This window comes from Aquabacterium sp. CECT 9606 (assembly GCF_918741295.1).
Taxonomy (GTDB): Bacteria; Pseudomonadota; Gammaproteobacteria; order Burkholderiales; family Burkholderiaceae_C; genus Aquabacterium.
Genome location: NZ_CAKKNB010000002.1, coordinates 240,821 through 261,783, shown reverse-complemented (window position 1 = coordinate 261,783; position 20,963 = coordinate 240,821). Strand labels below are relative to the sequence as shown.

Annotated in this window: 19 protein-coding genes; 2 read left to right on the top strand and 17 right to left on the bottom strand. The window is 63.8% G+C overall.

The window, feature by feature from the left end:
- Window position 1 precedes the first annotated feature (1 nt).
- Genes LQ232_RS08945 through LQ232_RS08930 form a run of 4 tightly spaced genes read right to left on the bottom strand, consistent with a single transcriptional unit; the run spans window position 2 to window position 5,203 of the window.
- A complete protein-coding gene (locus tag LQ232_RS08945) occupies window positions 2-1,456 on the bottom strand; it encodes an ATP-binding protein (RefSeq protein WP_230179973.1) in 1,455 nt (484 codons plus the stop codon).
- Window positions 1,453-2,397, bottom strand: a complete 945-nt coding sequence (locus LQ232_RS08940) for a hypothetical protein (protein ID WP_230179972.1) — start codon at window positions 2,395-2,397, stop codon at window positions 1,453-1,455. Before LQ232_RS08940 ends, LQ232_RS08945 begins: the two co-directional genes overlap by 4 nt.
- A 16-nt stretch (window positions 2,398-2,413) precedes the next feature.
- The gene (locus LQ232_RS08935) at window positions 2,414-4,549 is read right to left on the bottom strand and encodes a TonB-dependent siderophore receptor (RefSeq protein ID WP_230179971.1); all 2,136 of its coding nucleotides are present in this window, start codon (window positions 4,547-4,549) and stop codon (window positions 2,414-2,416) included.
- Between the two features lie 12 nt (window positions 4,550-4,561).
- The gene (locus tag LQ232_RS08930) at window positions 4,562-5,203 is read right to left on the bottom strand and encodes a response regulator transcription factor (RefSeq protein ID WP_230179970.1); all 642 of its coding nucleotides are present in this window, start codon (window positions 5,201-5,203) and stop codon (window positions 4,562-4,564) included.
- A gap of 347 nt (window positions 5,204-5,550) precedes the next feature.
- On the opposite strand from LQ232_RS08930, the gene LQ232_RS08925 reads away from it, so the two are divergent.
- Complete coding sequence (locus LQ232_RS08925; RefSeq protein ID WP_230180731.1) at window positions 5,551-5,886, top strand: hypothetical protein; 336 nt, start codon at window positions 5,551-5,553, stop codon at window positions 5,884-5,886.
- Between the two features lie 69 nt (window positions 5,887-5,955).
- Here the strand turns inward: LQ232_RS08925 and LQ232_RS08920 are convergent, their stop codons facing one another.
- Window positions 5,956-7,473 (bottom strand): aldehyde dehydrogenase, encoded by a 1,518-nt coding sequence (locus LQ232_RS08920; RefSeq protein WP_230179969.1) that lies wholly within the window; start codon window positions 7,471-7,473, stop codon window positions 5,956-5,958.
- An 89-nt stretch (window positions 7,474-7,562) separates the two neighbouring features.
- On the opposite strand from LQ232_RS08920, the gene LQ232_RS08915 reads away from it, so the two are divergent.
- Window positions 7,563-8,180: a ParA family protein gene (locus LQ232_RS08915; protein WP_230179968.1), complete on the top strand. Its 618-nt coding sequence runs from the start codon at window positions 7,563-7,565 to the stop codon at window positions 8,178-8,180.
- Window positions 8,181-8,195: 15 nt separating this feature from the next.
- Here the strand turns inward: LQ232_RS08915 and LQ232_RS08910 are convergent, their stop codons facing one another.
- The 12 genes from LQ232_RS08910 to LQ232_RS08855 all read right to left on the bottom strand — a co-directional run bounded on the left by LQ232_RS08910 (window position 8,196) and on the right by LQ232_RS08855 (window position 20,866).
- The gene (locus LQ232_RS08910) at window positions 8,196-9,245 is read right to left on the bottom strand and encodes a PEP-CTERM sorting domain-containing protein (RefSeq protein WP_230179967.1); all 1,050 of its coding nucleotides are present in this window, start codon (window positions 9,243-9,245) and stop codon (window positions 8,196-8,198) included.
- A 170-nt stretch (window positions 9,246-9,415) separates the two neighbouring features.
- On the bottom strand, window positions 9,416-10,834 hold the full coding sequence (locus LQ232_RS08905; protein ID WP_230179966.1) for a DUF3138 family protein: 1,419 nt from the start codon (window positions 10,832-10,834) through the stop codon (window positions 9,416-9,418).
- Between the two features lie 49 nt (window positions 10,835-10,883).
- Window positions 10,884-11,714 (bottom strand): ABC transporter permease, encoded by an 831-nt coding sequence (locus LQ232_RS08900; protein WP_230179965.1) that lies wholly within the window; start codon window positions 11,712-11,714, stop codon window positions 10,884-10,886.
- On the bottom strand, window positions 11,711-12,580 hold the full coding sequence (locus LQ232_RS08895) for an ABC transporter permease (RefSeq protein WP_230179964.1): 870 nt from the start codon (window positions 12,578-12,580) through the stop codon (window positions 11,711-11,713). Before LQ232_RS08895 ends, LQ232_RS08900 begins: the two co-directional genes overlap by 4 nt.
- Window positions 12,581-12,588: 8 nt before the next feature.
- The gene (locus LQ232_RS08890) at window positions 12,589-13,605 is read right to left on the bottom strand and encodes an ABC transporter ATP-binding protein (protein ID WP_230179963.1); all 1,017 of its coding nucleotides are present in this window, start codon (window positions 13,603-13,605) and stop codon (window positions 12,589-12,591) included.
- Window positions 13,602-14,717 carry a polyamine ABC transporter substrate-binding protein gene (locus LQ232_RS08885; RefSeq protein WP_371820155.1) on the bottom strand — a complete coding sequence of 372 codons (1,116 nt, stop codon included), beginning with the start codon at window positions 14,715-14,717 and terminating at the stop codon, window positions 13,602-13,604. The genes LQ232_RS08890 and LQ232_RS08885 overlap by 4 nt, the downstream gene beginning before the upstream one ends.
- A gap of 4 nt (window positions 14,718-14,721) precedes the next feature.
- Window positions 14,722-16,107 (bottom strand): aspartate aminotransferase family protein, encoded by a 1,386-nt coding sequence (locus LQ232_RS08880; protein ID WP_230179962.1) that lies wholly within the window; start codon window positions 16,105-16,107, stop codon window positions 14,722-14,724.
- Between the two features lie 14 nt (window positions 16,108-16,121).
- Window positions 16,122-17,489 carry a glutamine synthetase family protein gene (locus tag LQ232_RS08875; RefSeq protein ID WP_230179961.1) on the bottom strand — a complete coding sequence of 456 codons (1,368 nt, stop codon included), beginning with the start codon at window positions 17,487-17,489 and terminating at the stop codon, window positions 16,122-16,124.
- Between the two features lie 15 nt (window positions 17,490-17,504).
- Complete coding sequence (locus tag LQ232_RS08870; RefSeq protein ID WP_230179960.1) at window positions 17,505-18,311, bottom strand: gamma-glutamyl-gamma-aminobutyrate hydrolase family protein; 807 nt, start codon at window positions 18,309-18,311, stop codon at window positions 17,505-17,507.
- Window positions 18,312-18,401: 90 nt separating this feature from the next.
- Complete coding sequence (locus tag LQ232_RS08865) at window positions 18,402-18,875, bottom strand: VOC family protein (RefSeq protein WP_230179959.1); 474 nt, start codon at window positions 18,873-18,875, stop codon at window positions 18,402-18,404.
- Window positions 18,876-18,962: 87 nt separating this feature from the next.
- Window positions 18,963-19,697: a DapH/DapD/GlmU-related protein gene (locus tag LQ232_RS08860; RefSeq protein WP_253074361.1), complete on the bottom strand. Its 735-nt coding sequence runs from the start codon at window positions 19,695-19,697 to the stop codon at window positions 18,963-18,965.
- A gap of 263 nt (window positions 19,698-19,960) precedes the next feature.
- Window positions 19,961-20,866: a LysR family transcriptional regulator gene (locus tag LQ232_RS08855; protein ID WP_230179958.1), complete on the bottom strand. Its 906-nt coding sequence runs from the start codon at window positions 20,864-20,866 to the stop codon at window positions 19,961-19,963.
- Between the last annotated feature and the right edge of the window lie 97 nt (window positions 20,867-20,963).

Sequence of the window (20,963 nt, the reverse complement as noted above, 5' to 3'; positions counted from 1 at the left end):
ATCACTTCGCGGGCAGGGGCCAGGTCACGCACACGGTGGTGCCCTGGCCTGGCACTGAGGTGATGCGCAGTTCGCCACCCACGGCGGCCACGCGTTCGCGCATGCCGATCAAGCCAATGCCGGTGCCGTGCGGCGACTGGGGCTCAAAACCTCGGCCATTGTCATGGATCACCATGCGCAGGTGCCCCGTCTCTGGCAGCGCACTCAAGGTCACCGAGGCCATGGTCGCGTCCGAATGCTTGGCGATGTTGTTGAGCGCCTCCTGCGCCACGCGGTAGGCCGGCATGGCCAGCTCGCCGCGCACATCGGGAAAGCCAGGGTCCGCCTGGAAGGTGAAGCGCGCCGCCGGGTGAACCTGGTCAGCATGCCGCACGAGCTCCTCCACAGCGCCTGCCAGGCCCAAGGTGTCGATGACTTCGGGGCGCAGGCGCTTGACGATGTCGCGGGTGCTTGCGTAGAGTGACTGCGCCGTGGTGGCGATCCTGCGGGCATCGCCCTCCATCTCCAGGTCGCCCTTGGCGCGGGCCCGGGCCACCAGGCCGCTGGCCTCCAGCCGCACCGAGATCAGGGACGCACCCAGGTGATCGTGGAGGTCCAAGGCAATGCGCCTCCGCTCCTCCTCAACCAAGGCATTGCTGCGCACGATGAGTCGCCGCTTCTCGGCATCGGCCTGACGGGCCAGGTCCACAGCCTCCTGCAATTGCTGCGTGCGTTTGGCCACCTGCTGCTCCAGGTCATGCCGCGAAGCATCCAGGGTGCCGGCCATTTGCACGATCGTCCTTTGCAACTCGCCCAACTCACCCTCTTGGTCGGTGGCCAGTTTCACCTGGAAACGGCCCTGGCGAACATCGCGCAAGGCCGCCATCACGGAGCCCAGCGTGTCCCGCAATCGCCGGGCCAATCGAAGTGCAATCAGGCAGCTCGCCACGGCGGCCGCCAGCACGAAGGCGAAGGCCACCAGCAGCGCCCGGCGCTTGGATTCAAAAATGGGCGCTGGCGACATGGTGACCCGCACGCTACCGACCTTGCGCCAGGCGCCTTCCCTTGGCGGCGTGGGGATGGACTCGAATTGGTCAACCTCCGGCAGCGACTCGATGCGGATTGGCACCTCGAACGACTCGGTCTCGCCGGGCATGTCGCCCTGGCAGTCGGACACCACTGGGCGGGCCACCGCATCGGTGATGGCGATGCACGCGATGCTGGGGTCCGCCTCGATCAGGTGGCGCAGGGTTGTTCGCAGGTAAGCCGTGTTGCCCGACACCAGGCCGTACTGGCTGCTTTGTGCCAAAGCCATCGCGACGAGTTGCCCCCGCGCGGCAACGTCGCGGCGCACATCACGCTGGGCCAGGCCATACAGCGCGGCAGTCACCGACACGAACATGATGCTGGCAGGCAGCACAGCAATGACCAGCAACCTGGTCGCGATGCCCCACTGGCTCAGGACACGGCCCATCATCGAGGCCGCCCTGGTGGCTGTTTGCCCAACTGGCGAACCTTGTCGCTCATGGGCATCCCCAATGACCGGGCCACGTTTTCGTTGACGATGACTCGCCAGTATTGCGGGAAGCGGGGTTCAGGCAAGGGCGCGGAGCCCGATGCACCCGTGCCTTCGATCAACTCGACCAGGTCCGCGACCACGTCATCCACCGCGCAATAGGCCGTGGCCAAGGTACCGGCCACCACGGTGGCAGATGAGAAGCCCACCACGGGCATGCCACGGCGGTATGTCGATTCGAGCAGCACCCTGAGCGTCTCGGGTGTGTAAAGGGTGCTGTCGGGCACGGCCAGCAACACGTGGGCGCCGCGCAACCGCGTGAGCGAGCGGGCCACATCAGAGGACGCCGCCAGCTGCTCCACCAACAAATCAAGGCCCACGCTGGCCGCTGCCTGCCGCAATAGCCGTTCAAGGTACGCAGAGGCATCCGAGAGCAGCACACCGACCGTGATTCGGCGCTCGAAGATCGCCGCGATCAACTGGAGCTGCGCCAAAGGAGATGCCTCGGCATAGATGGCGGTGATCCCGCTGCGGTCGCTCACCACGTCCTGGGCCAGCAGGCGCCGGTAGGTCTGGCTGGAGGTCAACACCGAAACCAGCGGATTCCTGGAACCGGCCTCCAAAGCCCGCCGCAAAGCCGCAGGCCCGATGGACACGGTCATGGCCGGGCCTTTGCGAGCCTCCAGCACCAGTGGATCGGCCTCCACCACCAACGCGGGATAACGCAACCTCAAGGCCTGAAGAATCTGTGCACCCGAGGCTCCATCAGGGCTGGTGATGATGCGCAATTCCCGAGAAGGGCCAGGCCCGGCCGCATGGGCCACCGGCCCGACCCAACACTGTCCCGCACCAAGCCTCGCCAACAGGCGCAGCGATCGGCGACGGGCGGGATCAAGTTTCACGGCGTCGTCACCACGCTCAGAACGCTACACGGACCTGACCGTGAATGCTCAGTTGCCTGTCGTACCTGGAGGTGAAGTAGCGTGTGGCATCCAGGTAGGTGTTCACCGCCGGAACGTCCAGGTAGCTCAACGTCAACGACAGGGAGCCTGCTTGTGCGCCCATCGACAATGCATGCCCGATCGTCAGGTCGGTGCGCCCATACCTCAGCTGGTACACGCCGTCGCCACTGGCCGCATAGTGGGCCACCCCCGCACTCCAGTTTTTGGAAAAGGCCAGGCTCACCCCCAAGGCGCCACTGTGGCGCGAGTACTGCATCGTCTCTTCAATGTGGCTGACCTCACGGCTCAGCAGGTAGCCGTAGTTGGCCCATGTCGACCACCGATCTGAAAGCGTCCAGTTGAGCTGCAATTCGGCCCCTGTCAAACGCACAGAGCCGCTGTTGTCTGGCGAGAAATCAAGTGTGGTCAGCCGCTCCGAGATCAGCTTGCTCAGGTGATCGTCGAACACCCGCGCATCCAGGCTCAGACCGATGCGCGGAAGCATGAGCAGGTAGCCGAGCTCATGTGACCAGATCTGTTCACTGGACAGGTCGGACCGGGCCTTGACGGCGGTGAACAAATGCCCGGTGGTGGACCCATCGATCGGGACACTCAAATCCCTGACGGTGTAGCTCCAGTTGGCACGCTCTTCAAAAAGATCGGGTGTCCGCGTGCCCTTCGACACCACCGCCCGCACCGTCTGATGGTCGGACAACCGTACATTGACGGCCAGCCTGGGCGAGAAAGTGCTGCCGCTCAGCGAGTTCGATTCGCCATAGCCACCAACGTTCGTGGTCAACCAATCCACAGGTCGGTATTCAGCATGCCCGAAGACCCACTGAACATTGTTGCTGACGCTGCCACCAAAGTAGGTTTCACTGCTGGCGCGTTGATGGCGCAAGCCCGCCCCGCCGACAAACCGCAGCTGATCGGACATGACGAACGTATCCTGAACCTCAATCTGGGTGCGGGACTCCCACCCGTCCTGATTGACTGATCCGCAGGTCGTCATGGCCAGGCTGGAGGCCAGCCCCCCCTGACCAAGAAGGCGCAGAACAATCTGGCCCAGGAGTTCGTTGTCGCGCGCTGACCCACCAGTGGGCGGCTGCCCCGCCAACACCCGGTTGACGAGTTCAGGGTTGGATTGGAAAAGTTCGCGCACTTCGGGCCAATAAGCGGCTTGCGGCCAACAGGACGTCCAGCGTTGCCTGGCCGAGGTGGTGGCGTGAGAAGCATTCACCTGAATTTCGTGAACGGCTGACAAGGACTTGGTCCAACGCCCGCTGAGCACCGAACGGTTGATCACCTGGTCGGGCGGGCTGACCTGGAATGGATCGACCACGCCATCCTCGATCTTGCCCCCAACGTAAGCGGCCTGCACATCCAGCGATGACCCGCCGCCCAACTCATGCTGGGCGCGCAGGTTGAGTTGGTTGATGCTGGTGCCATCGCGACCGGCACCATAGCTCGTGCTGCTGTCGTAGCCATGATCATGGCGTGAACTGACCGTGGCCCTCAGGCTGGTCGCGCCCACGTTGGTGGCCAGACGCACGGTGCCATCCAGCATGCTGTGAGCACCCGCCGACATGGCCACCAGCCCCCGCTCGACATCCTTGGGATGCTTGGTCAGGATGTTGACCACCGCCGTCATGGAGTTGGGGCCATAGGCGGACGAATCAGGGCCACGGATCACTTCGATCCTTTCCACGTCCTCCAGGGCCACCGGAAGCAAGCTCCAGGGCACTTGCGAAAACGCCGGCATGTACGCCGAGACGCCATCGATCAGCACATTCAGCCGGCGCGGGCTGGTGGCACTGGTGCCATGGAAATTGATTCGAAAATCATTGCCAGTGGCTTGGGACACCGCCATGCCCGGCACCATGCGCAAGGCCTCTTCGATCCGGGTGATGCCATGGCGGCGCAGGGTGTCGGCCGTGATGATGGTGACGCTGGCGGGTACATCGGCCAGTGACTGGCGCAGACGGGTCGGCGTGATCACGACGGGGTAACTGGCATCGCTCAGGTCTATGGCGTCAACCTCTTGAGCCCGCGCCAAACTGGCGAAGACAATGGTGGCCACCATCACCTGGCCAAGGAACTGCTTTGGATTCATGGGACAAACAGATCAAGGCTCGATGAGGCCGCACCTCACGGCCAGCAAGGTGATGTCCGCAGGCCGGTGAATGCCCAGGTGGTCCTTGATCGACTGGCTGGTGGTGCTGATGGTTTTGGGCGAGAGGTTCAGGAGCGACGCGATCTCGACATTGGTCAAGCCTTGCGCCATGAGCTTGAACACCTCGACTTCCCGAGGCTGCAGCTTGGACAGCGGCGACTCATCGCCCCGAACGCTCATCAGCGCCAGGCGAGTGGCAATGCTGGGCAGGAAAACGGTTTCACCACGGTGAACCTTGACGATGGTTTCAGCCAGTTCCGAGGGATCGATGTTCTTCGTCACGAACGCTTTGGCGCCACGCTTGTAGGCCTCTCGGACCACTTCATCCTGATCAAACTGGGTATAGACCACGACTTTGACTGCGGCCCCCCGATCCTGCAATTGCTGCAATACATCCAGGCCCCCGATGTCGCCGTCGCCAAATCGCAGGTCCAGCACCAGCACATCGGGATGCAAGCTTGCCAGGGCATCCACCACGGCCGAGGCCTCTTTGGCCGACCCGACCACATTCAGGTCATGACGCGCCAACACGCTCGTCAGTCCCTCCACGATCAGAGGGTGGTCGTCGGCAATCATCACGGTGATCTGAGTCATGGCATCTCGTCTGAGGAAGGGTCACAAGTTGGCAGCTGGGCACAGAAGTGTTACCACTTGTATAACGCTTCATTGCCACGTCATCGCACCATTCGCCCATGGAGTGGGCTGCATTTTACCCTGGCTTAACAGCAACACCCCATCCAAGCGGGGCGCCACGGCCACCCCTTGAACAGGGGGGAAGGCATTTTTCAACCATTGACACGCAAATGCGTTGCCACATACATTCATATCAGTTACTACATAATAGTAACTTAATTGCCAACAAATACCAAGAGATGCAGGGGTCCCGTTGTATTCAACTGCTTTTTCGAGGTCCTGATCAACCTATCCATTCAAGTCAAACCATGAAAAAACTCTCCATCCTCGTCGCCCTGATTGCGGCCCTGTCCGCCACCGCCGCCAACGCCGCCGTGATGACCGGCAAGGTCACCTCCATCGCCACCACCGGCCTGGGCGACAACCAGGACTTCTACGTCAAGATCACCCCCACTTCGGGCGCGGCCGCCAGCTGCGCCACCAGCACCACGGCCAACATCTGGTTCACCACGCTTGACGGCGCCCACCCCACCACGCTGCAGCTGCTGCTGGCCGCCTACACCACGGGCAAGAGCGTGAAGGTCACGGGCATCAACCTGTGCAAGAACGGCTCTGAAATCCTGAAGGACATCGTCATTCAGTGATTTTCAAAAGAAATGTAGGGAGGTAAGAATTGCGCCCCCCGCCTGATGGCGGGGGAGCGCATTTTTTATTCAGCGCTCCAGCCGGATCCAGGTCGTCTTCAGATCGGTGTACTTGTCCAGCGCGTGCAGCGATTTGTCGCGCCCATTGCCAGACTGCTTGACGCCACCAAACGGCACCGTGATGTCGTCCTCGTCATACTGGTTGACGTGCACGGTGCCCGCCCGCAGATCGCGCGCCACGCGGTGGGCCCGGTCCAGGTGCTGGCTCCACACGCTGGCCTGCAAGCCGTAGCTCGAATCATTGGCCAGGGCCACCGCCTCGGCCTCGCTCTTGAAACGGATCACACTCAGTACCGGGCCGAAGATTTCTTCCTGCGCGATCTTCATGTCGTTGCGCACGTGGTCAAAAATGGTGGGCTCGACGAAGTAGCCGCCCGAGGCTTCGCGTGCACGGTGCCCGCCGATCACGCAATCGGCCCCTTGCGCTTGACCCGAGGCGATGTGGCCCAGCACGGACTGCATCTGCGCCTCGTCCACCAAGGCACCCATGGTGGTGCTGGGCGACAGGGGATCACCCGGCTGAAACCGCGTGGTCTGGCCCGTCACCGCCGCCACCAGCACATCGGCGATGGATTCGTGCACCAGCAGGCGCGTGGGTGCATTGCAGGATTCACCCTGGTTGTAGAACACCGAGCCGGCCACGGCCTGCGCGGCGCGGTCCAGGTCGTCAAAATCGTCGAACACGATGAAGGCCGACTTGCCCCCCAGCTCGTTGAACACGCGCTTGAGGTTGCTGCGGCCCGAGTATTCCAGCATCTTGCGGCCCACCCGCGTCGAGCCCGTGAAGCCCAAGGCGTCGACGTCCATGTGCAGGGCCAGCGCCTCGCCCGCCTCGTGTCCATAGCCGGGCACCACGTTGAACACACCTTCGGGCAGGCCGGCCTGCAAGGCCAGTTCGGCCAGGCGCATGGCGGTCAGGGGTGATTTCTCAGAAGGTTTGAGGACCACGCTGTTGCCCGTGGCCAAGGCGGGCCCGAGCTTCCAGGCCGACATCAGCATGGGGTAGTTCCACGGCACGATCGCGCCCACCACGCCCACCGGCTCGCGCTGGATCAGGGCCAGCGCGTTGGCCGGCGTGGGCGCGATCTCGTCATAGACCTTGTCGATGGCTTCGGCATACCAGGCGATGCAGCGCGCTGCACCCGGCACGTCGGCCTCCAGGCTGGCCTGGATGGGCTTGCCCATGTCCAGGGTTTCCAGCAGGGCGAGTTCGTCCCGGTTGTGCAAGATGAGTTCGGCGAAGCGTTGCAGCACGCGCTTGCGCACCGCCGGAGCCTGGCGCGACCACGCCCCGCTGTCGAAGCTGCGTCGCGCGGCGGCCACGGCCAGATCGATGTCGACCGCCTGCCCCCGGCTGACCTGGGCCAGCAGCCGTCCGTCGATGGGTGATCGGCATTCGAAGGTCTCACCTGTGACGGCGGCCACGCGCTGCCCGTTGACGAGGGCGCGCCCATCCGGCGTGATGTCCATGGCGCGCCGGTGCCACGGTGAAGCCACAAGCGAAGCGGTGTCGGTCGGTGTCGTCATGCGCTGCCTCCGCAATCAAGGTGGTCCCCACTCTAGCCCACATTCAGGCCACAATGCTTTCCATCGCCAACTCCAATGAAGGCCTTGCAATGCCAGTGATCGTTGTCGCCAACCCGAAGGGCGGCGTGGGCAAATCCACCCTGTCCAGCAACATCGCGGGCCACCTGGCCCAGCAAGGTCACAGCGTTCTGCTGGGTGACATCGACCGGCAGCAGTCATCCCGGCTTTGGCTGCAGTTGCGACCCACCAACGTTCCCAGGATCGAGGCCTGGGAGGTGGACGAGCAGTTTGTGGCCAAGCCCCCCAAAGGCGTCACCCACGTGGTACTGGACACGCCGGCGGGCATGCACGGCAAGCAGCTCGACGCCGTGATGAAGATCGCCGACAAGGTCATCATCCCGCTGCAGGCCAGCGTGTTCGACATCTACCCCACCCGCGATTTCATCGCCAAGCTGCACAAGGGCCGCCGCTCCGACAAGGTGCAACTGGCGGTGGTGGGCAACCGCATCAAGGAGCACACCAAGGCCACCGAGCACCTGCGCGAGTTCCTGGCCACGCTGGACGTGCCGGTGCTGACCTTGCTGCGTGACACGCAAAACTACGCCCACCTGGCTGCGCATGGACTGACTCTGTTCGACGTGGCGCCCGCCAAGGTCGAGAAAGACCTGGAGCAGTGGGCGCCATTGACAGCCTGGCTGAAGGGCTGAACGCCCTTCGCAGGATCAGACTTGGTGGCGACGACGGGCCCAGGCCAGGCCGACCAGGCCCAGGCCCATCAGCAAATAGGTGCCAGGCTCGGGAATCGAGGGCACGCCGCCACCACCGCCGGTCTCCGTGGTTGGCACAAAAAGAGCTGCGTACAGCTCCAGACTCAGCGCCACTGAGCCTTGCAGCGCATTGGACGTTGTGTTCTTCAGCGTGACGCTGACCACCTTGCTGCCCGAACCATCGATTTTCGATTGGCTGCTCATGCCGTAGTCAAAAGGGTTAGCCGCCGACACAGCATCGGCGGCATCTTGAAAAGAGTCCCAGGCCGAATCGTTCAAATCCACCAAAGGGTGGGACCATGCCAGCAACAGCGTGGAATCTGCGCTGATCGCCACATCCATGCCGCGAGGATCACTGCCCAGGGCTGCCACCGCCGCATGGTCGATGTCAGCCTGGTATCCCATGGTGGCTTCCGCGATCACCATCGTGTTAGCCGACACGGTGAAGTCGTAAGTGGAGCCCTGGTCAAGCACCTTCACAATGATCTGTTGCCTCACCGGATCGAAGACGTAGTCAACACCGAGACCACCGCGAGCGCGCGCAGCAAGGTCACCCGCCTGAGCTGCACTTTGGTTGCCCATGAACGCCGTGTACCCCTGGTTATTGAGGTGCCAATCGTCCGCCGACGCCCGAACGCCCAACTGCAAGCCGTCTGGGTTGGCCCCTGCCGTGGCCATCCCGTCCGCAGATTGAGTGCTCATGGGCTGGGCCGGGAACAGCCCGCCGCTGTATGAAGTGCTGGCCGGATAGCCCAGGTAGAAGCCATCCGTTACGTGACCATTGGGGATGAAGGCGCCCCCTTGCCCGCCAGACCCAGCCCCAAGGTTGAGCTGGATCCAGGGCGTTTCGCCATCATCTGGTGTCAGGTCGACAAGCCGATAGGTGATGCCACCCAAAGATGCCGACGCCGTGTACAAATCTCCTGGGATTGCGGCATGCGCCAGAGATTGCGTCAAGGCCATGGCGGCCAGCGCGATCCACTGAAGCTTGAATGGTTGGTTCATGAGGGATCCCTAAATCAAAGGTTTTGAATGCTATTCATCAAGCAAGCAAGGCCGATCCGGGCGTGGTGCCGCATCATGATCCTTCCCTGCTTTTATCGAATCGCCACCCTACAACCTGTGGTCAGCAGGGTCAATCCGCCCGTACCCCCTGACCAAGAGAGTTGGCGCGTTTAGAAGCTGACCAGCACCGACGCACCGATCAGCTGGTTGTTCTTCTTGTAGCTGCCGTCCTTGGCGTCCAGGAAGACAGGGCCGCTGGCGTGGTCGAAGCGGTACTCGAACTTGAAGGTCGTGTTCAGGTTGTAGAGGTAGCTCAGGCCGAAGGTGAGGGCGCTGCGGTTGACGCCGTGTTCGGTGTCGTCCAACACATCGATCACACCATCAGCGTTGGTGTCTGCCACACCCAAACCATTTCGGTCATCATTGGCCGTGTAGCCCAGCAAGCCGCCACCATTCTTGCGGTTGTTGATGAAGTCGGCGCGCACCGTGCCTTCCAGGCGCGGCTCGAACTTGTAGGCTGCCAGGGCCGACAGCCCCCACCATTGAGAAGCACGCAAGTCGCCGCTGACTGGATCGGGGCTGATCGCGGCCTTGGCTTGCCGCCCGATGCTCCACTGGCCCTGCACAGTCCAATCGCCACGGATGAAGTAGGCATCCAGCTCGAACAAGTCAATGCGCGAATCGCGTTGTGCGACCGGGTCACCATTGATGTCCAGAACGTTCTCAGTGAAATTGGCCGCCTTGCCATGCACCCCCGCAAAACCAAAGCCCTGGAACTCCCCTTTGGCGTAGTCCACGCGGTAGGCCACGCCGGGCGAGGTCTCGCTGGCGCCACGCTTGCTCGCGTTCACATTGGCCAGCATCACCTTGGTCAGCCACTTGCCGCGCGTCACTTCCAATCCGGCGCCGGTGTAGGCCGTGGGCAGCGTGAAGTCAAACAGCAGGTTGTGCGTGATCAACTTGTTCAGCGTGGGCTGCAGGTACTCATAGCCCGACCAATCGGGGATCTGGCCCGCGATCAGGCGCGTTTGCAAGTCGGTCAAGGGGATGGAGACCGAGGCCTCGTGGATGGGCGAGTTGCCATCGAACACGGAGCCCACGCCGCGGTTGGGCGCCAGGGTCAGGCGCCAACGCGAGCCGCCGTCGGTCTCTTTGGTGAAGTCGATGACGGCCGCGCCGAAGTAGGAGTTGTCGTAGTTGTAGCCGTCACCACCATTGGCGGTGTCGACCCGGTTCAGGAACTGGAAGCCGGCCCGGTCCTGGCGCTGGTTGTAGATGAAGGTCGGGTCCATGTAGCCGCTGATCTTCAGGTTCTTCAGACCCAGTGCATCGCGCGCGTCTTCCATGGCCTCGGTCTTGACGGCAATGCGGTTGAAGTCCTGCTGCTGCTCCACCGTCATGCCCTGCGGGGTTTCGGCGATCTTGGCGTCTTGCGCTTCGAGCTTCTTCTCCAGCTCGGCCACGCGCGATTTGAGCGCCTTCAACTCGTTGAGGATGTCTTCGTTGACCCCGGCGCGGGCCACCGTGGGAAAGGCCAGGCAGACGGCCAGGGCCACGGGCAGCAAGGCCAGGCGTGTGGAGCGGATCATGGTCAAAACCTCCTTGAAAGATGGGTGTTGTGTTCGTTGAAATTCAGGATCAGGACCGGGCCGCTTGTGCGACCTCGCGGGCGCGGCGGCGCTCGGTGCGGGCCAGGGCATAACTGCCGCCGATCACGGCCAGCGACACCACGACGATCACCACGGTGGCCACGGCGTTCACGCTGGGATCGACCCCCAGCTTGGCGCGCGAAAAAATCACCAGGGGCAAGGTGGTGGAGCCCGGCCCCGACAGGAAGGCCGCCAGCACCACGTCGTCCAGCGACAGGGTGAAGGTGAGCAGCCAGGCCGACAGCAAGGCTTGCGAGATCATGGGCAGGGTCACCAGGTAGAAGACTTGCGATGGCCGTGCGCCCAGGTCCAGCGCGGCTTCTTCCAGCTGAGGGTTCAGGCCCTGCAGTCGCGCCTGGATCACCACCGTGGCATAAGCCATGCCCACCAGCAGGTGGCCCGCCCAGATGGTGCCCATGCCCCGCTCGGGAACGCCCAGCCAGCGCTGGATCGACACCAGCATCAGCAGCAGCGACAAGCCGACGATGACCTGCGGCATCACCAAGGGCGCGTTGACCATGCCCACCATTAAGGTGCGGCCGAGGAAGCGCTGGTAGCGCACCAGGGCCAGCGCGGCCAGGGTGCCCAGCACCACAGCGGCCGTGGCACTCATGAAGGCGATGCGCAAGGACAGCCACAAGCCTTCCAGGATCTCGCGGTCGTTCGCCAGTTCGTGGAACCACTTCACCGTGGCGCCACCCCACACCGTGGGCAAGGGCGAATCGTTGAAGGAATAGGTGACCAAGGCCACGATGGGCAGGTACAAAAACGCGAAGACCGCCGCCAGCCAACCCCGCGACAACCAGGTACCGCCGCTCATGATCGAGGCCCTTGCGCGTCGGCCCTGGCCTTGCTGAACAGCGCCAGCGGCACCAGGATCAACAGCACCATCACCACGGCCACGCTGGAGGCCATGGGCCAGTCGTTGTTGGCGAAGAACTCGTCCCACAGCACGCGGCCGATCATCAATGTTTGCGGGCCACCCAGCAACTCGGGCACCACGTACTCGCCCACACAAGGGATGAACACCAGCATCGACCCGGCCAGGATGCCGGGGCGCGACAAGGGCACGGTCACCTTCCAGAACGCCACCCAAGGCGAGGCGCCCAGGTCGTGGGCGGCTTCCAGCAGGCGGCCATCCTGCTTGGACAGGTTGGCATACAGAGGCAGGATCATGAAGGGCAGGTAGGCGTAGACCATGCCCAACACCAGCGAGAAGGCCGAATTCAAGTACTGGCCCGGACCGCCGGTCACCCCGAAGGCCATCAGCAGCTGGTCCACGTGCAAGGCGTTGAGCACCTGCGCCACCCAGCCGCCCTCGGCCAACAAGCCCTTCCAGGCGTACACCCGCAACAGGAAAGACGTCCAGAAGGGCAGCATCACCATCAGCAGCAAAGCCGGTTGCACGCTCTTCTCGGCCCGCGCCATGAAGTAGGCAAAGGGGTAGCCCAGCAACAGGCAAACGCCCGTGGTGATGGCCGCGTACTTCAGGCTGGCCAGGTAGGTTTTGACGTACAGCGCGTCCTGCGCCAGGAAGGCATAGTTGGACAGCTTGAAGCCGCTCAGTTGGCCGGCCATGTCCATGTCGGACACGCTGATCTTCAGCACGATCAAAAACGGCAGCATGAAGAACAGCAGCAGCCACACGAAGGGGATGCCAATGATGGTGCGGTCCAGCCACTTCATGCGCGGCCTTATGGCGCCAGCACCACTTGGGCGGAGGACGACCACCAGGCCCAGGCCTGGTCGCCCTCGCGCAGAGCCGCCTCATCGGGGTGGCGCTCGGTGTTGCTTTGGCTCACCTTCAAGGTCTGGCCGCTGGGCAGCTGCAGGTGGTAGACGGTGTAGCTGCCAAAGTAGGCGATGTCACGCACGCAGCCCTGCACCCGGTTGAGGGGCCCCGCTGGCTGCTCGGCCGGCAGGTGGCGCGACACACGGATTTTTTCAGGGCGCACGGCCACGTTGCCGTCCAACACGTTGATGTTGCCGATGAAGTCGGCCACGAAACGCGTGGCGGGGTTTTCATACAGATCGCGCGGCTCGCCCACCTGCAGGATGCGGCCTTCGCTCATCACAGCGATGCGGCTGGCCATGGTCATGGCCTCTTCCTGGTCGTGGGTCACCATCACGCAGGTCACGCCGACCGACTTGAGGATGTGCACCAATTCGATCTGGGTTTCCTCGCGCAGCTTCTTGTCCAGAGCACCCAGGGGCTCATCCAGCAACAGCAAGGTGGGTTGGCGCGCCAGGCTGCGGGCCAGGGCCACGCGCTGCTGCTGCCCACCCGACAACTGGTGCGGCTTGCGCTGCGCCAGCTTGCCCAGTTGCACCAGCTTGAGCATGGCCTCGACCCGCTCGGCGATCCGGGCCTTGGGCAGGCCTTCGCGCTTCAGGCCAAAAGCGATGTTGTCCCATACCGTGAGGTGCGGGAACAGCGCGTAGGACTGGAACATCATGTTCAACGGCCGTTCATGCGGCGGCAGCTTGACCAGATCCTGGCCCTTCAACAGGATGCGGCCAGACGTGGGTGTTTCAAAGCCCGCCAGCATGCGCAGCAGCGTGGATTTGCCGCAGCCACTGGAGCCCAGCAAAGCGAAGATCTCGCCCTGCGCGATCTCCAGGCTGACATGGTCCACCGCCCTGAACGCCGCGCCGCCCGCGCTGGCGCCGAAGTCCTTGACGACTTCCTGGATGCTCAGGAACGCCGTCACAGGCCGGTCTTGAAGGAGGTGTAGATGCGCGTCATCTGGCGACGCAGATCGTTGTTGATGGCCTCGGGCATGGCCATCTTCTTCATGTCCGACTCGGAGGGGAAGACCGCCGGGTCATTGGCCACCTCGGGCTTGAGCAGCTTGCGCGAAGCCAGGTTGGGGTTGGCGTAGAAGACCTTGTTGGTCAGCCCCGCATGCACCTCGGGCCGCATGATGTAGTTGATGAACTTGTGGGCGTTGTCGGGGTGTGGTGCATCGACCGGGATCACCATGGTGTCCATGAACACCACGCCGCCGATCTTGGGGATCAGGGTCTGGATGTTCTGGCCGGTCTTGCCTTCGATGGCGCGGGCCCGGGCGATGTTCATGTCACCCGACCAGCCCAGCGCCAGGCAGATCGAGCCATTGGCCATGTCGTTGATGTAGCCGGACGAGCTGAACAAGGTCACGTAAGGGCGGATGGCCTTGAGCATGGGGCCCACGGCCTGGTAGTCGGCGATGTTCTTGCTGTAGGCGGGCTTGCCCATGTAGTGCAGCGAGGCGGGAATCACTTCGCTGGCGGCATCAAGGATGGAGACGCCACAGCTCTTGAGCTTGCTGATGTACTCGGGCTTGAAGACCAGGTCCCAGGCGTTGTCGGGCATGGGCATGCCGCCCAGCGCGGCCTTCACCTTGTCGACGTTGATGCCCACGGTGGTGAAGCCCCACAACCAGTCGGCCATGTACTGGTTGCCCGGGTCGAGCTTGGCCAGTTGCGCCTGGAACTGCGGATCGAGGTTCTTCAGGTTGGGCAGTTTGGATTTGTCGAGCTTTTGCAGCAAGCCGCCATCGGCCTGCATCTTGGCCCAGTAAGACGATGGCATGACCACGTCGTAGCCCGTCTTGCCGGCCACCAGCTTGGCGTGCACCACTTCGTTGCTGTCGAAGTTGTCGTAGCGCACCTTGATGCCGAATTCCTTCTCGAAGTTGGCGATGGTGTCGGGCGCGATGTAGTTGGACCAGTTGTAGACGTTGAGGATCTTCTCTTCCTCGGCGCGGGCGCCCGTGGTCACGGTCATCGCGGCCAGCACGGCGCAGCTCAGCGCGCTCAGGCGCTTCCAGGAACAGGTCATGTTGTCACTCTCCCTTTAAGTCGGTCCAGGTCAGGTCCAGGCAGCGCCGGATCAAGACCATCATCTCGTCAATCTGCTCACACGTCAGCACCAATGGTGGCGCGATGATCATGCGGTCACCCACGGCGCGCATGATCAAGCCGTTGGCAAAACAATGCCCCCGGCACGCCATGCCCGCGCTCACCTCGGGCCCGAAAGGCACAGCAGCTTGCGTGCCAGAGGCCTTGGTCTTGACCAGGCGAATGGCCGCCATCAAACCGCAGGTCTCGGCCTCGCCCACCAGGGGATGGTCGGCCAATGCCGCGTATTGTTTCGCAAGATAGGGGCCGGTTTCGTCCCGCACCCGCTCAACGAGTTGTAAGTCTTCGATCAGTTGCAAATTTGCCAAAGCCACGGCGCAGGCCACGGGGTGGCCGCTGTAGGTGTAGCCGTGGTTGAAGTCGCCGCCCTGGTCGATCAGCACGCGCGCCACGCGCTCGCCCACGAGCACGCCACCCAAGGGGATGTAGCCCGAGGTGATGCCTTTGGCGAAAGTGATGAGGTCGGGCTTGTAACCCAGGCGCTCGCAGCCGAACCATTCACCAGTGCGGCCGAAACCGCAGATGACCTCGTCGGACACCAGCAGGATGCCGTGCTTGTCGCAGATGCGCTGAATCTCGGGCCAGTAGGTGTCGGGGGGGATGATGACGCCGCCCGCACCCTGGATGGGCTCGCCGATGAAGGCCGCGACTTTGTCGGCGCCCACTTCCAGGATCTTTGCTTCAAGCCACGAGGCCGCGCGCAGGCCGAAGTCGTCGCGGCTTTCACCGGGCTTGGCGTGCTCGACCATGTAGGGCTGGTCGATGTGCACGATGCCCGGGATGGGCAGGCCGCCTTGCGTGTGCATGTCGGGCATGCCGCCCAGCGAAGCCCCGGCCATGGTCGAGCCGTGGTATGCGTTCTGCCGGCTGATGATGACGCTGCGTTCGGGCTGGCCCAGCAGGTCCCAGTAACGCCGCACCATGCGCACGATGGTGTCATTGCCCTCCGAGCCAGAGCCGGTGAAGAACACGTGCTCGAAGCCCGGGGGGCTGAGGCTGGCGATCTTCTCGGCCAGCGCGATGGCCGGTGGCGTGGCAGTCTGGAAGAAGGCGTTGTAGAAGGGCAGTGTTTCCAGCTGACGCGTGGCCGCGTCGATCAGGGCGCGCTGGCCGTAGCCCACGTTCACGCACCACAGACCGCTCATGGCGTCAAAGATCTTGTGGCCGTCACTGTCCCACAGGTAGATGCCTTCGGCCTTGGTGATGATGCGCGAGCCCTTGGCCGCCAGGGCCTTGAAGTCGGTGAAGGGGTGCAGGAAGTGGGCGGCGTCGGCGGCCTGCCACTCGGCGGTGGTGCGGGTGTGAGGCATGGTGGTCTCTTGTTTCAGACGTGAAGCAGCAGGTGCTCGCGCTCCCAGGGTGAGATCACCTTCATGAACTCGGTGTACTCCACTTCCTTGATCTCGGTGTAGACCGTGATGAAGGACTTGCCCAGCACATCGTGCAGGTCGGATTGCTCGCGCAGCAAGCCCAGCGCTTCGCCCAGGCTGCGGGGCAGTTGGAAGTCGCCCAGGTAGGCATCGCCCCGGCATTCGGCCGAAGGCTCGATCTTGTTCTTGATGCCCAGGTAACCGCAAGCCAGCGTGGCGGCCAGCGCGACATAAGGATTGGCATCAGCACCGATCACACGGTTCTCGATGCGGCGTGCGGCTGGCGTGGCCAAGGGCGCGCGGAAGCCCACGGTGCGGTTGTCCACCCCCCATTGCGTGTTGATGGGCGCGGCCGTGGCGCGGGCCAGGCGGCGGTAGGAGTTGACGTAGGGCGCGAACAGGCCCATGGCCGCCGGCACGTAACGCTGCAAGCCACCGATGTACCAGTAGAACTCTTTGGAGGGCGTGCCATCTTCGTTGCTGAAGATGTTGCGGCCGGTCTCTTTGCTGACCACGCTTTGGTGCACGTGCATGGAACTGCCGGGCTCGTTGGCCATGGGCTTGGCCATGAAGGTGGCGTACATCTCGTGGCGCAAGGCGGCCTCGCGGATGGTGCGCTTGAAGAAGAACACCTCGTCGGCCAGGCCCAATGGGTGGTCGTGGAAGAAGTTGATCTCCATCTGCCCGGCGCCGACTTCGTGGATCAGGGTGTCCACGTTCAGCTCCATCTTCTTGCAGTAGTCGTAGATGTCTTCGAAGAGTGGATCGAATTCGTTCACCGCGTCAATCGAATAGGCTTGGCGCGAGGTTTCGGCGCGCCCGCTGCGGCCACGGGGCGGGCGCAAGGGCTGGTTGGGGTCGATGCTGCGTTCGATCAAATAGAACTCGAGTTCGGGCGCCACCACGGGCGACCAGCCTTCGTCGTCGAACAACTGGCACACGCGCTTGAGCACCGAGCGCGGCGCATAGGGAATCAGCACGCCATCGCGGTCAAAGCAATCGTGGATGACCTGCGCGGTGGGGTCGGTGGCCCAGGGCACGATGCGCACCGTGCTGGGATCGGGCTGCAGGTGCATGTCCCGGTCGGTGGGGGTGATGACGTCGTAGTACGGACCCTCGGCCGGGAACTCACCGGTCACACCGATGGCGACGATGGCCTCGGGCAGACGCATGCCCCGGTCTTCGGTGAATTTTTCGCGCGGCAGGATCTTGCCGCGCGCCACGCCCGTCAAGTCGGGCACCAGGCATTCGATCTCAGTGACGTGGCGCTGGTTGAGCCATTGCTCCAGCTCGCTGAAGCTGCTGGGTACCTTGGATTGCATTGCGTCCCTTCATGTTCATGGTTTCTGCTTGCCAGCATGCCACGCCCGGCAGGCTTGGCCAAAAGCTTCAAAGATCCGCATCGACACCGGGTTGTCGGCGGCCTTCCATTCTGGGTGCCATTGCAGGCACAGGCTGAAGGCGCCGGGGTGAACCGGGTCGGCCACGCTCACGGCCTCGACCACGCCATCCGGGGCACGGGCTTCAACGCGGAGCTGGGGGGCCAGGCGGTTCACGCCCTGGCCATGCAGGCTGTTGACCTGGAACTCGCCTTGCTCGCTGAGGATGCTGGCGGGCAGGCCGCGCAGTGCCTGGTCCAAAAATCCGCCGGGCACCAATTGCGCGGTGTGGGCAAAGCCGTATTCCTCGTCCAGCGGCAAGGTGTCGTCACTGCGGTGGTCGCTCAAACCAGGCTGTTCGTGCACGGCCTGGTGCAGCGAGCCCCCCAGGGCCACGTTCACTTCCTGGAAGCCCCGGCAGATGCCCAGCAGCGGCAGGCCCATGGCCACAGCGCGGCGCACGATGGGCAAGGTCCAGGTGTCGCGTTCGGGGTCGAGCGGCAGGGAGGGGTCGTGCACGTCTTCGCCGAAGTGGCTGGGGTGCACGTTGGAGGGCGAGCCGGTCAGCAAGATGCCATCGGCGATTGACAGCAGCGTGTCCAGCTCATCGGGGCTGGCGCCGGGCACAACCAGCGGCACACAGCCCGCCAGGCGCACTGCTTCGACGTACTTCTGGCCGGCGGTGTAACAAGTGAGCGCCCCCACCGGCTTTTGGCAGGCGGGGACCAGGACGATGGGCAAAGGGGCATTGAGGTCGGCTTGCATGGTGCGTTATACCGTGCAAGCAGTGTGCCAAAACTTGCGCCCAAGGCAAAACCACGCGGCGCAAAGCGGCCAAGCCGCCTATTGCGCGCCTCAGCACCCACCCATCTTGGCCATCCCCTCCTTGATCTCATCAGGCGTCAGATCACGGGTGTGCGTGGCGACGGACCACTTGTGGCCGAAAGGGTCTTCCAACTGCCCATAGCGGTCACCCCAGAACATGTCGGCCGCCGGCATGGTGAGCTTGGCACCCGCAGCCACGGCCTGTGTCAGACTGGCGTCCACATCCTGCACGTACAGGTGAAGATAAACGGGCGAGCCCTTCAGGGCCTTGGGGCCAAGCGAGCCCCACTGCGGCGACTCGTCGACCAGCATCAGCACCGAGTCGCCGATGCGCAGGGCAGCGTGCATGAGTTTGCCGTCGGGCCCCGCCAGGCGGGTCAGCTCAATCGCGTTGAAGGCCTTTTTGTAGAAATCGATGGCCTCGGTGGCGCCGGCACAAACGAGGTGCGGCGTCAGCGAGTGCATGCCATCGGGGATGGGCTTGACGGTGGATGTTGAAGTCATGGTCTCTCTCCTGGTTGCAATGTGGCGATGGGGACATCGACACGACGAACGTCGCAACCCGGATTCGACATGGCTTGGCCCCAAGTTTCAAGTGTTGACATGCAAAGCAGCGTTGAGGCCGCCCCAGCGTCCCGCACCGGTCGGCAGCACTTCCACGGCGCCGGTCTGGCTGTTGCGGCGGAACAAAAGCCCGGGCTGGCCGGACAGCGCCCGGGCCGACACCACCTGGCCGTCAGGCAGCTTCACCTTGGTGCCGGCGGTGACATACAGCCCGGCTTCGACGATGCAGTCGTCGCCCAGCGAAATGCCGATCCCCGCGTTGGCGCCCAGCAGGCTGCGTTCACCGACGGCATTTCTTTGCTTGCCACCACCCGACAGCGTGCCCATGATCGAGGCGCCGGCCCCGATGTCCGAGTTCTTGCCCACGACAACGCCCGGCGTGACCCGACCTTCCACCATCGACTCGCCCAAAGTGCCCGCGTTGAAGTTGACGAAGCCTTCGTGCATGACCGTGGTCCCTTCGGCCAGATGCGCGCCCAGCCGCACCCGGTCGGCATCGGCGATGCGCACGCCGCGGGGCACCACGTAATCCGTCATGCGCGGAAAGCGGTCCACGCAAGGCACGGTGAGGTGGTGGAACTCGGCGGCCAGCAGATCGCGCAGTGCCTCCACCTTGGCAGGCAGGACGGGGCCGGCCGAGGTCCAGGCCACGATGGGCAGCCAGCCGAACAGGCCCTCCAGGTTGACCGCGTTGGGCAGCACCGCCCGTTCTGACAAAAGGTGCAGACGCAGGTAGGCATCTTCGGTGGAGGCCGGCGGCAAGTCGAGGGACTCGATGGTGACCTAAAAGGTGCAGACGCAGGTAGGCATCTTCGGTGGAGGCCGGCGGCAGGTCGAGGGACTCGATGGTGACCTCGACAAACCCGCCGCGGATCAGGCCGACCTTCTCGGCCAGGCAGCCGCGGTTTTTCTTCTGGTTTGAGGCGGCGAACCAGGTGTCGAGGGTTTGGCCAGACTCCTGGTCTTGGTAGCGGTGGCCCAGGCGTTGCACTGCGGTCATGTTCTCTTCTCCCTTTCGTTCGTTGTCAAATCAGGCGGGCTTTCAGGAAATCGCCCAGCACCCGCATTCTCGCGCTCAGGTGCGTGCCCCGCGCCAGCGCCAGCACGAGGGGATAAGGCGGCGACTCGACCTTGGGCAGCACCTGCACCAAGCGGCCCGCCGCGCGGTCGGCCGCCACGTCCAGCTTCGACTTGAGCGCGATGCCGTGGCCATCGATGGCCCACAGGCGCGTCATCAAGCCGTTGTCGGCCACGCGGCGAATGCGCGGGCGAACCTCCACCGGGCTGCCGTGGTCCAGCAGTTTCCACACCAGGCCGGAGCGGCCGGCCAGCCGCAAGGCGATGCCCTCGTGCCCCGACAGGTCTGCCACACTCAAGGGCGTGCCAGCGCGCTGCAGGTACTCGGGGGAGGCCACCAGGATGGCGGTGTTGTCGGCCAGATGGCGCACGATCTGGTCGGCCTGCGTCGGCTCGCCGTAGCGGATCGCGGCGTCCACCGGCTCGCGGCTCAGATCGGTCACGCGGTCGCTGACCAGCAGGTCCAACTCGATCAGCGGGTGGCGTTGCAGGAACTCGTCCAGCAGCGGGCGAATCACCTGGGTGCCCAAATCCGTCGACACGCCCAGGCGCAGAACGCCGCGCACCTGGGTCATGGGCGCGTGCAGTTCGCCCACGCCGTGGTCCAGCAACAGCAAGGCCTCGCGCACCCGCGCCAGGAACTGCGCGCCCTCGGGCGTGGTGCGCAAGGCCCGGCTGCTGCGCGCAAACAGCTTGACTTTGAGGTGCCCCTCCAGGCGGCGGATGGCCGCGGTGGCGGTGGCGGGCAAGAGGTCTTGCTCGCGCGCGGCGGCGGCCACGCTGCCCAGGTCGGCCACGCGCAGGGCCAGCCGCAAGGCAGGCAGTTCCAGGTGGCCCAAGGCAAGGGTGGACATGGTGGATTGACAAATGGTGTTTGTGACTGGTGCAGTTTCCCACGGCTGGTTTGTGCGTCAAGTGGGGCGCACAGTCCACCCATCAACTTTTTGGAGA

Coding starts and splice junctions, on each gene's coding strand:
- LQ232_RS08945 (WP_230179973.1), bottom strand. CDS start 1,456: ATGATGGGCCGTGTCCTGAGCCAGTGGGGCATCGCGACCAGGTTGCTG.
- LQ232_RS08905 (WP_230179966.1), bottom strand. CDS start 10,834: ATGATCCGCTCCACACGCCTGGCCTTGCTGCCCGTGGCCCTGGCCGTC.
- LQ232_RS08865 (WP_230179959.1), bottom strand. CDS start 18,875: ATGACTTCAACATCCACCGTCAAGCCCATCCCCGATGGCATGCACTCG.
- LQ232_RS08900 (WP_230179965.1), bottom strand. CDS start 11,714: ATGAGCGGCGGTACCTGGTTGTCGCGGGGTTGGCTGGCGGCGGTCTTC.
- LQ232_RS08915 (WP_230179968.1), top strand. CDS start 7,563: ATGCCAGTGATCGTTGTCGCCAACCCGAAGGGCGGCGTGGGCAAATCC.
- LQ232_RS08885 (WP_371820155.1), bottom strand. CDS start 14,717: ATGACCTGTTCCTGGAAGCGCCTGAGCGCGCTGAGCTGCGCCGTGCTG.
- LQ232_RS08935 (WP_230179971.1), bottom strand. CDS start 4,549: ATGAATCCAAAGCAGTTCCTTGGCCAGGTGATGGTGGCCACCATTGTC.
- LQ232_RS08920 (WP_230179969.1), bottom strand. CDS start 7,473: ATGACGACACCGACCGACACCGCTTCGCTTGTGGCTTCACCGTGGCAC.
- LQ232_RS08895 (WP_230179964.1), bottom strand. CDS start 12,580: ATGAAGTGGCTGGACCGCACCATCATTGGCATCCCCTTCGTGTGGCTG.
- LQ232_RS08930 (WP_230179970.1), bottom strand. CDS start 5,203: ATGACTCAGATCACCGTGATGATTGCCGACGACCACCCTCTGATCGTG.
- LQ232_RS08880 (WP_230179962.1), bottom strand. CDS start 16,107: ATGCCTCACACCCGCACCACCGCCGAGTGGCAGGCCGCCGACGCCGCC.
- LQ232_RS08875 (WP_230179961.1), bottom strand. CDS start 17,489: ATGCAATCCAAGGTACCCAGCAGCTTCAGCGAGCTGGAGCAATGGCTC.
- LQ232_RS08855 (WP_230179958.1), bottom strand. CDS start 20,866: ATGTCCACCCTTGCCTTGGGCCACCTGGAACTGCCTGCCTTGCGGCTG.
- LQ232_RS08925 (WP_230180731.1), top strand. CDS start 5,551: ATGAAAAAACTCTCCATCCTCGTCGCCCTGATTGCGGCCCTGTCCGCC.
- LQ232_RS08870 (WP_230179960.1), bottom strand. CDS start 18,311: ATGCAAGCCGACCTCAATGCCCCTTTGCCCATCGTCCTGGTCCCCGCC.
- LQ232_RS08910 (WP_230179967.1), bottom strand. CDS start 9,245: ATGAACCAACCATTCAAGCTTCAGTGGATCGCGCTGGCCGCCATGGCC.